This is a genomic window from Burkholderia anthina (assembly GCF_902498995.1).
Lineage (GTDB): Bacteria > Pseudomonadota > Gammaproteobacteria > Burkholderiales > Burkholderiaceae > Burkholderia > Burkholderia anthina.
Genome location: NZ_CABVLY010000004.1, coordinates 136,873 through 149,402, shown reverse-complemented (window position 1 = coordinate 149,402; position 12,530 = coordinate 136,873). Strand labels below are relative to the sequence as shown.

General features: G+C 66.2%; 13 protein-coding genes. 4 read left to right on the top strand and 9 right to left on the bottom strand.

Features of this window, described 5'->3' with window-relative positions:
• Nucleotides 1-150: 150 nt before the first annotated feature.
• From BME24068_RS07815 to BME24068_RS07775, 9 genes are all read right to left on the bottom strand, one after another.
• Nucleotides 151-1,656, bottom strand: coding sequence for an NAD-dependent succinate-semialdehyde dehydrogenase (locus tag BME24068_RS07815; RefSeq protein WP_420887521.1), 1,506 nt, complete (start codon nucleotides 1,654-1,656; stop codon nucleotides 151-153).
• Nucleotides 1,657-1,792: 136 nt separating this feature from the next.
• Nucleotides 1,793-2,500: a GntR family transcriptional regulator gene (locus BME24068_RS07810; RefSeq protein WP_174925677.1), complete on the bottom strand. Its 708-nt coding sequence runs from the start codon at nucleotides 2,498-2,500 to the stop codon at nucleotides 1,793-1,795.
• A gap of 11 nt (nucleotides 2,501-2,511) precedes the next feature.
• Nucleotides 2,512-3,609, bottom strand: coding sequence for an ABC transporter ATP-binding protein (locus BME24068_RS07805; RefSeq protein WP_096504570.1), 1,098 nt, complete (start codon nucleotides 3,607-3,609; stop codon nucleotides 2,512-2,514).
• Between the two features lie 11 nt (nucleotides 3,610-3,620).
• Nucleotides 3,621-4,421 carry an ABC transporter permease gene (locus BME24068_RS07800; protein ID WP_174925676.1) on the bottom strand — a complete coding sequence of 267 codons (801 nt, stop codon included), beginning with the start codon at nucleotides 4,419-4,421 and terminating at the stop codon, nucleotides 3,621-3,623.
• Nucleotides 4,422-4,507: 86 nt separating this feature from the next.
• Entirely contained in the window at nucleotides 4,508-5,392 is an 885-nt protein-coding gene (locus tag BME24068_RS07795) for an ABC transporter permease (RefSeq protein ID WP_174925675.1), read from the bottom strand.
• Between the two features lie 141 nt (nucleotides 5,393-5,533).
• A complete protein-coding gene (locus BME24068_RS07790; RefSeq protein ID WP_174925674.1) occupies nucleotides 5,534-6,574 on the bottom strand; it encodes an ABC transporter substrate-binding protein in 1,041 nt (346 codons plus the stop codon).
• Between the two features lie 183 nt (nucleotides 6,575-6,757).
• Nucleotides 6,758-7,714, bottom strand: a complete 957-nt coding sequence (locus BME24068_RS07785) for a flavin reductase family protein (RefSeq protein ID WP_420887526.1) — start codon at nucleotides 7,712-7,714, stop codon at nucleotides 6,758-6,760.
• 224 nt (nucleotides 7,715-7,938) lie between these two features.
• Nucleotides 7,939-8,625, bottom strand: coding sequence for a GntR family transcriptional regulator (locus BME24068_RS07780; RefSeq protein WP_174925672.1), 687 nt, complete (start codon nucleotides 8,623-8,625; stop codon nucleotides 7,939-7,941).
• Nucleotides 8,626-8,753: 128 nt separating this feature from the next.
• On the bottom strand, nucleotides 8,754-9,077 hold the full coding sequence (locus BME24068_RS07775) for a DUF1330 domain-containing protein (protein ID WP_240327461.1): 324 nt from the start codon (nucleotides 9,075-9,077) through the stop codon (nucleotides 8,754-8,756).
• 76 nt (nucleotides 9,078-9,153) lie between these two features.
• Here BME24068_RS07775 and BME24068_RS07770 point away from each other — a divergent pair, with 76 nt between their 5' ends.
• The 4 genes from BME24068_RS07770 to BME24068_RS07755 are packed head-to-tail and all read left to right on the top strand — an operon-like array spanning nucleotide 9,154 to nucleotide 12,530.
• Nucleotides 9,154-9,756, top strand: coding sequence for an amino acid synthesis family protein (locus BME24068_RS07770; RefSeq protein WP_174925671.1), 603 nt, complete (start codon nucleotides 9,154-9,156; stop codon nucleotides 9,754-9,756).
• Nucleotides 9,725-10,543, top strand: coding sequence for an alpha/beta fold hydrolase (locus tag BME24068_RS07765; protein ID WP_174925670.1), 819 nt, complete (start codon nucleotides 9,725-9,727; stop codon nucleotides 10,541-10,543). Before BME24068_RS07770 ends, BME24068_RS07765 begins: the two co-directional genes overlap by 32 nt.
• Nucleotides 10,544-10,545: 2 nt before the next feature.
• Nucleotides 10,546-11,481 (top strand): flavin reductase, encoded by a 936-nt coding sequence (locus BME24068_RS07760; protein WP_174925669.1) that lies wholly within the window; start codon nucleotides 10,546-10,548, stop codon nucleotides 11,479-11,481.
• Nucleotides 11,482-11,492: 11 nt separating this feature from the next.
• Nucleotides 11,493-12,530: an LLM class flavin-dependent oxidoreductase gene (locus BME24068_RS07755; protein WP_096504592.1), complete on the top strand. Its 1,038-nt coding sequence runs from the start codon at nucleotides 11,493-11,495 to the stop codon at nucleotides 12,528-12,530.

Below are 12,530 nucleotides of genomic sequence, written 5' to 3'. Positions count from 1 at the left end.
CGATGTGCTGCATCAGTACCTGGATGACCGCCGAACATTCGAAGGCGGACATCGATGGACCCGAGGATCGGATAGCCGCTTCGAGTCGGCAAGCGACGTCCACGAAACTCCACGAAGAATTTTTTTCGGCCGGAGTCGAAATCCCCGCGATCAAACCGCCATGCACAGATATTTGATGACCAGATAGTCATCGATCCCGTAGTGCGACCCTTCGCGCCCCAGCCCCGACTGCTTCACGCCGCCGAACGGCGCGACCTCGTTCGAAATCAGCCCCGTGTTGATCCCCACCATCCCGTATTCGAGCTGCTCGGCAACCCGCCACACGCGCCCGGCATCGCGGCTGTAGAAGTAAGCGGCCAGCCCGAACTCGGTGTCGTTGGCGAGCTTCACCACTTCTTCGTCGCTCGAGAAGCGGAACAGCGGCGCGAGCGGCCCGAACGTTTCCTCTCGCGCGACGTCCATCCGCGCGGTGGTGTTCAGCAGCACCGTCGGCTCGAAGAAGCCCTGCCCGAGTACGTGCCGCTTGCCGCCGGTCGCGAGCGTCGCGCCTTTGCCGAGTGCATCGGCGATGTGCGCTTCGACCTTGGTCAGCGCCGCGTCGTTGATCAACGGCCCCAGCGTCACGCCGCTTTCGGTGCCGTGCCCGACCTTCAGGCCCTTCACCGCCTCGACCAGCTTCGCGGCGAATGCGTCGTACACCCGGTCATGCACGTAGAAGCGATTGGTGCACACGCACGTCTGCCCGTTGTTGCGGTACTTCGACGCGATCGCGCCGGCCACGGCGGCATCCAGATCCGCATCGTCGAACACGATGAACGGTGCGTTCCCGCCCAGTTCGAGCGTCACCTTCTTCACCGTCGGCGCGCTTTGCGCCATCAACAGCCGGCCGACGCCCGTCGATCCGGTAAACGAAAGCTTGCGCACCACCGGGCTGCTCGTCATGGCACCGCCGATCGCCTTCGGGTCGCCGGTGACGATATTGAGCACGCCCCTCGGCACGCCAGCGCGCTCGGCCAGCACGGCCAGCGCGAGCGCCGAGAACGGCGTGGCTTCGGCGGGCTTCACGACGATCGGGCAGCCGGCGGCCAGCGCCGGCCCGACCTTGCGCGTGATCATCGCGTTCGGGAAATTCCACGGCGTGATCGCCGCGCACACGCCGACGGGTTCCTTGACCACCACCAGGCGCTTGTCCGACGCGGGCGTGGCGAGCGTATCGCCCGCCACGCGCTTGCCTTCTTCGGCGAACCATTCGATGAACGACGCCCCGTAGACGATTTCGCCCTTCGCCTCGGCCAGCGGCTTGCCCTGCTCCGCGGTGAGGATCAGCGCGAGATCGTCCGCGTGTTCGATCATCAGCTCGTACCAGCGGCGCAGGATGCGCGCACGCTCCTTCGCCGTCGTCGCACGCCACGCCGGCCATGCGGCGTTCGCGGCATCGATCGCGCGCGATGTCTCGGCTTCGCCCATCAACGGGACGCTGCCGAGCGTTGCGCCCGTTGCCGGGTCGATCACGCCGAAGCTTGCGCCCGAGTCGGCCTCGCACCATCGACCGTCGATGTAAGCGTGCTGGCGCAACAGCGCCGGATCCTTCAACAGCGTATTCAATTCCACGATCGTTCCTTCCGGAGATAAAAATGCGTGTGTCGGACCGGGCATGGCCTGGTCCATAAAAATTCAATCGCCGCGCGACTGCGATTCAGTCGCGTCATTTCGCAATGCGAACGAGCGTCATCCCGTGAAAACCGGATTCCATGCGATGCTCATCGCGTCATCCACCGCGAATCCGAGCGCATCATCCCGCCTGACGCCACGAAGCGCTCTCGTGCCCCTGAGCCAGCAGCTTGCGTGCGATCTCGGCCACGCGGTGTACGTGTGCGATGGCCGCCTCGCGCGCCGCGGCGCCATCGCCCGACGAGATCCCCGCGAGAATCGCGCGCATTTCGTCGACCGCCTGCGTGCCGCGATCGTCGGAAGCGATCGTCAGCGCACGCAAGCGGTTGATGCGTGCGGTCAACGACTGCACGATCTCCCACGCGACGTGCTTTTTTCCGGCGCTGAACATGCGCTCGTAGAAAGCCGACGTAAGCGCCTTCACCGCCTGATGATCCTGGGCGTCGAACGCGGCCCGGATGGTGTCGATGCAGGCCGCCAGATCCGCGACGAGCGCCGCGTCGGCATGCTGCGCGCAGGCCATCGCCGCCTCGCCCTCCAGCAGCGCGCGGATTTCGTAGATCTCGGCCGCCGTGGCGAAGTCGAGCACCGCGACGATCGGCCCCTGGTTCGGTACCGAATCGACGAGGCCTTCCGTTTCCAGATGCCGCAGGACCTCGCGCACGACCGTTCGGCTCACGCCGAGAATCTCGCACAGCGAGCGTTCGACGAGGCGCTCGCCCGGCTGGAAATGCGCGTCCAGGATGGCGTTGCGCATTTTCTCGAGCGCAAGCTCCCGCAGCGTGGCGGCGGGCCGCTGGACTTTCAGTGACGGCAGTGCGGGACGCATGATCGTCGCCGTCAGGCTTGCGCGAACAGGCGCACGTCGCGCGCGTCCCAGTCGACCCGCGCCTGCGCGCCGATCACGATGCCGCTGTCGTGGCGATGCGCGGCCGGCATCCGGATCGAGATCTCCTGCTGCCACGGCGTCGCCACCGCGTAGTGCATCGCATCGCCGAGATAGGTGACGTCGCGCACGGTCACCGGCAGGCCCGCCGCGCCGCCCGAACCGCCAGCGTGTTGCAGCGAGCTCAGCCGCATCTGTTCCGGGCGGATCATCAGCGCGCCTTCGTCGCCGACGGCGAGCGTCGGGTGGAACACGTCCGACGCCGTTTCGAGGCCGTTGGGCAGCACGCCGCTCATGCGGCCGCCGCTGTGCTTCGTCACCTTGACCGGCAGGAAATTCGAGTTGCCGATGAAGCTCGCGACGAAACGCGAAGCCGGGTTCGCATACAGTTCCTCGCCGGTGCCGACCTGCTCGATGCGGCCCTGGTTGAACACGGCGATGCGATCCGACAGGCGCAGCGCTTCCTCCTGATCGTGCGTGACGTACAGGATCGTCACGCCGGTTTCCTGGTGAATGCGGCGCAATTCGAGCTGGATTTCCTCGCGCAGCTTCTTGTCGAGCGCGGAAAGCGGCTCGTCCATCAGCAGCACGGGCGGATCGTAGGCCAGCGCGCGTGCGATGGCGACGCGCTGCTGCTGTCCGCCGGAGAGCTGCGCGGGCATGCGGTCGCGGCACTCGGCCAGATGCACGAGCTTCAGCATCTGCTCGACTTTCGCGCGGATGTCGGCTTCAGGCCGGCGGCGCACGCGCAGCGGAAACGCGACGTTCTCGCCCACGGTGAGATGCGGGAACAGCGTATAGCGCTGAAACACCATGCCGATGTGGCGCTGGTTCGGCGCGACCGACAGCAACGACTTGCCGTCGAGCAGCACGCGTCCGTCGGTCGGCGCCTGAAAGCCCGCGACGATGTAGAGCGTCGTGCTCTTGCCCGAGCCGGACGGCCCGAGGAAGGTCATGAATTCGCCCTTGCGCACGTCGAGCGAAACCTGGTCGATCGCGACGACATCGTCATAGGTCTTGCGCAGGCGCTGGATTTGCAGGAAAGCAGTCATGGCGGTTACCCTCAGTGAGCGCGTGCGCGGCGCACCACGGCGCCCGCCAGCATCAATACGGTCGTCAATCCGACGAGCAGCGACGACGCGGCCGCCACGACGGGAGTCAGGTCTTGCCGCAAGGTCGCCCAGATCCGCACGGGCAGCGTTTGCAGCGTCGGGCTCGACATGAAGATCGACACCACGACTTCGTCCCACGACGCGAGGAACGCGAAGATCGCGGCGGCGAACAGGCCGAGCCGGATCGCGGGCAGCGTGACGCGCAGCTTCACCGTGAGCGGCGACGCGCCGCAGATCAGCGCGGCGTCCTCGAGCGCGGTGTCGAAGCTCACGAGCGAGTTGCTGATCGAGATGATCGAGAACGGCAGCGCGATGATCAGGTGGCCGATCACGAAGCCGGTCATCGTGCCGTTCAGGCCGATGCGCAGGAAGAACGCATAGAGTGCGACGGCGAGCACGACGACGGGCAGCACCATCGGCGTGAGGAAGAAGCCCCGCACCGCCTCGCGGCCGCGAAACGTGCCGCGCACCAGCGCCAGCGACGCGAGAAAGCCGATCGACACCGACAGCGCGGTGACGATCACGGCCAGCTTCACGCTGGTCAGCAGCGAATCGATCCAGCCCGCATCGGTGAACAGCTGCCGATACCATTCGAGCGTCCAGCCCGGCGGCGGGAAGATCAGCCACTGCGAATCGCCGAACGACAGCGCGACGATGAAGACGATCGGCAGCAGCAGAAACAGCGAGACGGCCGCGCCCACGGCCACGAGTATCCAGCGCAGCGCGCCCAGGCGATCGAAATCGAGCAACATGTCAGTCCTCCCGCCGGGCCGCCCCAAGGGAGGCTGACGCCCCCTTGGGGGGCAGCGAACGTAGTGAGCGTGGGGGGTGTTTCATCTCAGCGGCCTCCCGCGGTGGCGCGCGCACTGCCCGCAAAGCGCAGTTGCAGCGCATAGAGCCCGAGCGTCACGGCGAGCAGCACGCAAGCCGCGGCACCGGCGAGGCCCCAGTTCAGCAGTTCCTGCACGAGCTGCGCGATGAGCTCGGCAAGCATCATGTACGACGGGCCGCCCAGCAGCGTGGGCGTGACGAAGTAGCCGAGCGCCATCACGAACACCATCAGCGCGCCCGACGCGACGCCCGGCATCGCGAGCGGCACGAGGATGCGCCAGAATGCCTGCCAGCGGCTCGCGCCGCACACGGCCGCCGCGCGCAGCGTCGACGGGTCGATGCCGCGCAGCGTCGCATGCAGCGGCATCACGAGAAACGGCAGCATGATGTACGTCATGCCGATCGTCACGCCGGTGAGGTTGTTCACGAGCGACAGCGGCTCGTGGATCACGCCGATCGCCATCAGCGCGCGGTTGATCGGCCCGGTCTCCTGCAGCAGCACCATCCATGCGAACGTCCGCGCGAGCAGGTTGGTCCACATCGACAGCAGCAGGATCGCGAACAGCACGGCGCTGAGCTTGCGCGGCGCGATGGCGAGCAGCCACGCCATCGGAAAGCCGACTAGCAGCGTGACGAGCGTCACGACCGTCGCGACGAGAAACGTATTGCCGAACACGCGCAGATACGTCGTCGAGCCGAGCAGTTGCTGGTAGTTGTGCAGCCCGGCCGTCGGCTCGAGCACGCTGCGCAACAGCAGCGACAGCACCGGCAACAGGAAGAAGATCGCGAGCAGCAGCATCGCGGGCGCCAGCAGCCGGATGCTGCGCCAGTCGCGCCGCTTGCGCGCGGCCGCCGCGGGCGGATGCGCGACGGTACTCAGTACGTTGGGCATGGTGTCTCCTGTGTCGGCCGGCGTCGGCGCGTCCGCGCCCGATACCCCGGCCCCATGCGGATTCGTTGGTCGACCCGGCCGGCTCGCTTCGATCTGCAATCCTGACCGACATGCGTGCCGGCGCGATCGTGACGGGCCGGCTTACTTCGATTGCCACGCGTACCAGCGCTTCGCGATCGCGTCGCGGTTCTCCGCCCAGTACTTCATGTCGAGATTGATCTGCGAGGTCTTGTACTGGTCGGGCAGCGTCTTCGCGATCGCCGGCGGCATCAGCGCGGCCGACTTCACGTTGATCGGCGCATAGCCCGTATCGGCCGCGAATTTCGCCTGCGCCTGCGCGCTCGTCGCGGCGGCCAGGAACTTCATCGCCGCGTCGCGATGCTTCGCGCCCTTCGGAATCACGAGCATGTCGGCGGCGGTCAGGTTCTGGTTCCACGAAATGCCCACCGGCACGCCGGTCTGCGCCAGCGCATGCAGCCGGCCGTTCCAGAACATGCCGATCGGCGCCTCGCCCGACGCGAGCAGCTGCTGCGACTGCGCGCCGCCGCTCCACCAGACGATGTCGCCCTTGATCGAGTCGAGCTTCTTGAACGCGCGGTCGAGATCGAGCGGATACAGCTTGCTGGGCGCCACGCCGTCGGCGAGCAGCGCGATTTCGAGCACGCCCGGCGCCGACCACTTGTAGAACGTGCGCTTGCCCGGGAAGCGTTTCGTATCGAACAGGTCCGCCCAGGTTTGCGGCTGCGCGGCGGTGTACTTCGCCTTGTTGTAGCCGAGCACGAACGAGTAGTAGAAGCTGCCCACCGCGGACGTCGTCGTGAAGCGCGGGTCGAGGTCGGCCTTGTTCACCACCGCGTAGTCGATCGGCTCGATCAGGCCGGCCTTTTGCGCGGCGTACGCGAAGTCGCCCTCGACGTCGACCACGTCCCAGCTGACGTTGCCGCTCTCGACCATCGCCTTGAGCTTGCCGTAGTCGGTCGGCCCGTCCATCAGCACGTTGATGCCGCTCGCCTGCGTGAACGGCTGCGCCCAATCCTTCTGTTGCGACGACTGGGTCGTGCCGCCCCAGCTCGTGAACACGATCGGGTCCGCGGCCAGTGCCGGCGCCGTGCAAAAGGCGGCCAACGGCACGATACAGGCCAGACGCGATGCTGCAAGACGCGGGATGCTTCTGCTGCTCATGGTCTCTCTCCAAGGGGAAACGGATGCGGCTCGCGGCCACCGGGGCGGCGGTCATTCGAGCGCGCGTATTCAGGCCGGCGACGTCAGCCGCGCCGGCTTCTCGATCTTGTTTTCATGGCTTCGCCGCGGTCGCGCGGGCATCGCCGCGGCCCGCGCGCGGCACGCCGGCATCGGCCGGCGCCGTCAATGCGCGTGGGCCAGCGCCTGGACCGTCCCGGCGTCCGAATCGCCGACGTAGATGCCGTACGCGTCCTGCCTGCGTTCGCGCACATAGCGTTCGAGCATCGAGCGCACGGCGTGATCGGCGATCTCGTCCCACGGAATCTGCCAGAGCGGCACGATGCGAATGCTGTCGTCGAACCACGGCGAACCGGTGGGAATCACGCGGCCGCGGTAATAGACGTGGACGCCCGGCTCGCGCTCGCCGGCCGCCTCGAACACGGCAAACAGGAAGTCGAGATGCGCGTTGAGGCCGAGCTTCGCGAGCACGCCGCGCAGGCTCGTCGCGTCGCTCGCCGGCTCCAGCTTGATGCCGGTCGGCAAGCGCAGGCCTTGCGGCGTATCGACGAGCACGAGCCCGTCGCGATGTTCGAGAATCGCGCCGACATGCGTACGCGCGCCGGCGGCGGACAACGCATCCTGCGACAGGCTGAAATTCACGTACGCGCCCCGGCAATAGCCGAGCGGCGACGCATTCGTCTGCACGAAATCGACCACGCGCCCGATCAGGATGATGTGGTCGCCCGCGTCCACGACGTCATGCGTGCGGCAGTCGAAGCTCGCCGCCGCGTCGTGGATCACGGGGGCGCCGGTCTTGCGCGTGCCCCACGGCACTTGCGCGAACTTGTCCTGCGCCTTCGACGCGAACACGCCCGATACGTCCGCCTGGTTTTCCGCGAGCACGCTCACCGCAAACCGTTGCGTGGCAGAGAACACCGCGTGGCTCGACGCCGTCTTCGCGATGCACACGAGGATCAGCGGCGGGTCGAGCGATACCGACGTGAACGAGTTCGCGGTGAAGCCGCGCGGCGACCCGTCGGGCTGGATCGTCGTGACGACCGTCACGCCGGTGACGAACGCCCCCAGCGCGCGCCGGAATCCAGCGGTATCGAATGCCTGCTCGGCGATTTGCCCGGTCATCGACTCGGTCATGACGTGCTCCCGTGATCACTCGTTACTCGATGAGATTATGGTATTCCATCTTATGACCCACAACAATGCTCGTCGTATTATGGAATACCATGAGTCGAAACGGCAGAAGAAACCGGACAAAACACCGCGCAAAACAAAAGGCCGCCGGCATTGCATGCCGGCGGCCTGTGCTGGTTGAGCCACGCGGGCCGAGGCCCGCGCGCGTGATGCGGTCAGTCGTCGGTTGGCGCGTCGCCCTGCTGCGCGAGCGCCGACAACGCCAGCTCAGAAACCCGCTTGATGTGCGCGGCGGACGCGGCCGATGCCGCGTCGCCGTCGCGCCGCTCGATCGCGTCGAGCAGGCGATTCATCTCGCTGTTCGAATCGCTGCCGCGGCCCGGCATCGCGATGGTCAGTGCGCGCAACCGGTTGATGCGCGCGTTGAGCGTCTTGACGACCGTCAGCGACACCTGTTTGCCGGCGGCCTCGAACAGCGTTTCGTAGAAGCGCTCGGTGTATTCGAGCACGCGCGGCAGTTCCTGCTGTTCGAACGCCGCTTCGATCGTCGCGCGGATCTCGCGCAGTTGCTGCACCACTTCGGGCGTCGCGCTTTCCGCACAGGCGCGCGCCGCATTCGCTTCGAGCAGGCCGCGCAACTCGTAGATCTCGCCCACTTGCGCCGGATCGAGCCGCGCCACCACCGGGCCTTGCCGCGATACCGTCTCGACGAGCCCTTCGGTTTCCAGATGCCGCAGCACCTCGCGCACCACCGTGCGGCTCACGCCGAGCTCGTCGCACAGCGTGCGTTCGACGAGCCGCGCGCCCGGCCGGAAATACCCCTGCACGATCGCGCCGCGCAGTTTGTCGAGCGTCAGCTCGCGCAGGGTTTTGGCATTGCGGTCGATCTTGAGGTCTTGCATGGGCGGCACTCGGAAAACGATTGTTCGATTATGGCCCGCCACCGGCCAGATGCCGGGCGCGGACATGGAATGCCATATTATGACCTAACTGTCATCGCGCTTTCCATACCGCGCCCGCCGTGGCGCCGTCAGTCCTCCAGCCCCTCGACGATCGCGACCTGCGCGCGGCAATGCCCGTCGCGCTTCGCCTTGGCCGCCTGATATTCCGGCGAGTGATAACAGGCGAGCGCCGTTTGCATGTCTGCAAACCGGATCACCACGTGGCGCTCGAACGCGTCCCCCTCCAGCACCTGCGATGCGCCGCCCCGCGCGAGAAAAACGGCGCCGAACTTCCTGAACGCCTGCGGCGCGATATCCGTGTAGTCCTTGTATTTCGCGGGGTCCAGCACTTGCACGTGGGCAATCCAGTACGCAGTCATTTTCATCTCCAGGGTCGGGAATGGTCGGGACACGGGTTAACACTCATGGCATGCCGTAACATGGTATACCACAATGAATCCCACAATCAACGCACGAAAGGAAGGTGCCATGAGCCTGATTCGGAAATCCGTCCTCCATGTCGAGACGCTCTACGTGGATGGCGACAAGGTCGCTGCCAAACCGCTGAAGATGATCGGCGCGGTCGCCGTGATCAAGAACCCGTGGGCCGGCCGCGGGTACGTCGAGGACCTGTCGCCGGAGATTCGCGCGATCGCGCCGCAGCTCAGCGAACACCTGACCCGGCTGATCCTCGACGAAGCCGGTTCGGGCGACGCGGTCGAAGCGTTCGGCAAGAGCGCGATCGTCGGCCTCGACGGCGAAATCGAGCACGCGTCCGCGCTGATCCACACGCTGCACTTCGGCAATACCTATCGCACGGCCGTCGGCGCGAAGTCGTACCTCGCGTTCAACAACACGCGCGGCCCGGCCAATGCGCCGCTGCTGATCCCGATGATGGACAAGAACGACGAAGGCCGTCGCTCGCATTACCTGACGCTCCAGTTCTCGATTCCGGACGCCCCGGCCGCCGACGAACTGGTCATCGCCATCGGTGCCGCCACCGCCGGCCGCCCGCATCACCGCATCGGCGACCGCTACAAAGATCTCGCAGAGCTCGGAAATGACGTCAAGAACCCTGCAGCTGTCAAATAATCGCGTCGCGCACTACCTCGACCACGGTGCCGGCGAGCCGCTGGTGCTGATTCACGGCGTGGGGATGCAGGCGAGCGCGTGGTATCCGCAAATCGACGATCTGTCGCATGAATGCCGCGTGATCGCGGTCGACATGCCGGGCCACGGCGCAAGCGATGCGCTCGACGCCAGCGCCGAGTTGCAGCAGTTCGTGCAGTGGGCGATCGAGTTCATCGAGGCGTTGCACGTCGGCCCGGTCAACCTGGCCGGCCACTCGATGGGCTCGCTGATCGCCGCGGGCGTCGCCGTCACGCGGCCCGATCTGGTCAAGCGCGTGGCAGTCCTGAACGGCGTATACCGCCGCACGGAGCAGGCGCGCGAAGCCGTGCTGCAACGCGCCGCCGAACTGCGCTCGGGCACCATCGACGTGGATACGCCGCTCAGGCGCTGGTTCAACGCCGACGAAGCGCAGCAAGCCGCCGCGCGGAAAGTGGAAGCGTGGCTGCAGTCGGTCGACCTCGCGGGCTACGCCACCGCGTACAGCGCGTTCGCGAAGGGCGACGAAGTGTATGCGGACGGCTGGCACCGGATTGCGTGCCCCGCCCTCGTGCTCACCGGCTCGGACGACCCGAATTCGACGCCCGAGATGGCCATGCAGATGGCGCAGGCCGCGCATGACGGCAAGGCCGTCGTGATCGAGCACGAGCGCCACATGGTGAACCTGACCGCGCCCGAGCGCGTCAATCGCGCCCTGCGAGCCTGGTTGCAGACCGAGCCCCAGGCGGAACCCCTGAAATCGGAAGTGTGAACATGAGCCAAGTAACCCGCCAGGAAGCCCCGACGCTCAACACCCGCGAACTGCGCGATGCGTTCGGCGCGTTCATGACCGGCGTGACGATCGTCACCACCACCGGCGACGACGGCCAGCCGCTCGGCTTCACCGCGAACTCGTTCTCGTCGGTGTCGCTGGACCCCGCGCTGCTGCTCGTGAGCATCGCGAAGACGTCGAGCAATTTCCAGACGTTTTCCACCACGGGCCATTTCGCGATCAACATTCTCGCGGAGGGGCAAAAGGAACTGTCCAATATCTTTGCGCGGCCGAGCGACGACCGCTTCGCGAAGGTCGGCTGGCACCTGAGCGCGCATCGCAATCCGCTCGTCGACGACGTCAGCGCGTGGTTCGACTGCACGACGCACGCGGTGATCGACGCGGGCGATCACGCGCTCATCGTCGGCAAGGTCGAGGCGTTCCATTCCGCCGGTTACGCGGGGCTCGGCTATTACCGCGGCGGGTATTTCACGCCGGCGAAGCTGTCGGCCGAAGTCATCGCCGGCCCGAAGGTCATCGTGAGCGCGATCATCACGCGCGACGACAAAGTCCTGATGGTCCGGACGGCCGACCGCAAATGGGGGCTGCCGTCGAAGGAAATCGGCAACGAAGGCGCCGACAAGGCGCTCGCCGAACTCTTCAGGCAATACCAGCCGGATGCATCGGCGAGCTTCATTTATTCGGTCTACAACAATACCGAAACGCACTACCAGTACATCTCGTTCCTCTGCAGCGCACCGGACGAAGCGGCCGCCGCCGGCGAATTCGTGAGCCTCGACGACATCGAGGCCGACGCGTTCCAGGACAGCGCGCTCGCCAGCATGCTCGAACGCTATCGCAAGGAGAGCCAGTTGAAGAGCTATGGCCTGTACTTCGGCGATCACAGCACCGGCACCGTCCGCCCGCTTCTTTCCTGAAAGGTCACATCATGCGTTTTTCGCTTTTCGTTCACATGGAGCGCGTCTCCGACCAGACCAGCCAAAAGCAGCTGTACGACGAGATGGTCGAGCTGTGCCAGATCGCCGATCGCGGCGGCATGCACGCCGTCTGGACCGGCGAGCACCACGGCATGGACTTCACGATCGCGCCGAACCCGTTCATCAACCTCGCCGATCTCGCGAACAAGACGAAGCGCGTGCGGCTCGGCACGGGCACGGTCGTCGCGCCGTTCTGGCACCCGATCAAGCTCGCCGGCGAAGCCGCGATGACCGACATCATCACGAACGGGCGGCTGGAACTCGGCATCGCGCGCGGCGCCTACTCGTTCGAATACGAGCGCCTGGCGCCGGGGCTCGACGCGTGGGGCGCGGGCCAGCGCATGCGCGAACTCATTCCGGCCGTGAAGAAGCTGTGGGAAGGCGACTACGCGCACGCAGGCGAGTTCTGGCAATTCCCGTCGACCACCTCGTCGCCGCTGCCGCTGCAACAGCCGCACCCGCCGATCTGGGTGGCCGCGCGCGACCCGAACAGCCACGAATTCGCGGTGTCCAACGGTTGCAACGTGCAGGTCACGCCGCTGCATCTGGGCGACGAGGAAGTCGAGAAGCTCGTCGGCCACTTCAACGCCGCGTGCGAGAAGTTCAGCGACGTGCCGCGCCCGCAGATCATGCTGCTGCGTCATACCTATGTGGCGAGCAGCGAGGCGGACGCGCAGGTCGCCGCCGACGAGGTCAACGTGTTCTACAACTACTTCGGTGCGTGGTTCAAGAACGAGCGCCCGATCAGCCGCGGGATGATCAAGCCGCTGAGCCGCGACGAAATCGCCGCCCACCCGTTCTACACGCCGGAAGCGATGCGCAAGAACAACGTGATCGGCACGCCCGCGGAAGTCATCGCGCGCCTGAAGGCTTACGAAGCGCTGGGCTTCGACGAGTACTCGTTCTGGATCGACACCGGGATGAGCTTCGAGCGCAAGAAGGCGTCGCTCGAGCGGATGATCCGCGACGTGATGCCCGCGTTCCAGTGA